This is a genomic window from Bradyrhizobium pachyrhizi, assembly GCF_001189245.1.
Lineage (GTDB): Bacteria > Pseudomonadota > Alphaproteobacteria > Rhizobiales > Xanthobacteraceae > Bradyrhizobium > Bradyrhizobium pachyrhizi.
Map to the genome: position 1 here is coordinate 1 of NZ_LFIQ01000071.1, position 312 is coordinate 312.

Annotated in this window: 1 protein-coding gene; it reads right to left on the reverse strand. The window is 64.7% G+C overall.

The window, feature by feature from the left end; all coding sequences use genetic code 11:
- Positions 1-312: ABC transporter substrate-binding protein (locus AKL29_RS14595; protein ID WP_152977602.1), on the reverse strand; the 312-nt coding region annotated here is incomplete at both ends.

Genomic DNA, 312 nt, shown 5'->3' on the forward strand with positions numbered 1-312 from the left:
ACCTTGGCGCCGTCATGCGGATTGCCGCCGAGCGCTTCCAGCGCCTTGAAGTAATGCATGAGGCCCGCATAGACGCCGGCCTGCACCATGGTCGGGGGCGCGCTGTTCTTCATCCGCTCCGAGAAGCGCTTGGAGAACGCGCGGGTCTTGTCGTTGAGGTCCCAGTAGAACGTCTCGGTGAAGTTGAGGCCCTGCGCGGTCTCGAGCCCGATCGCCTTGACGTCGGTGAGGAACAGCAGCAGCGCCGCGAGCTTCTGGCCGCCCTTGACGATGCCGAACTCGGCCGCCTGCTTGATCGAGTTGGTGGTGTCG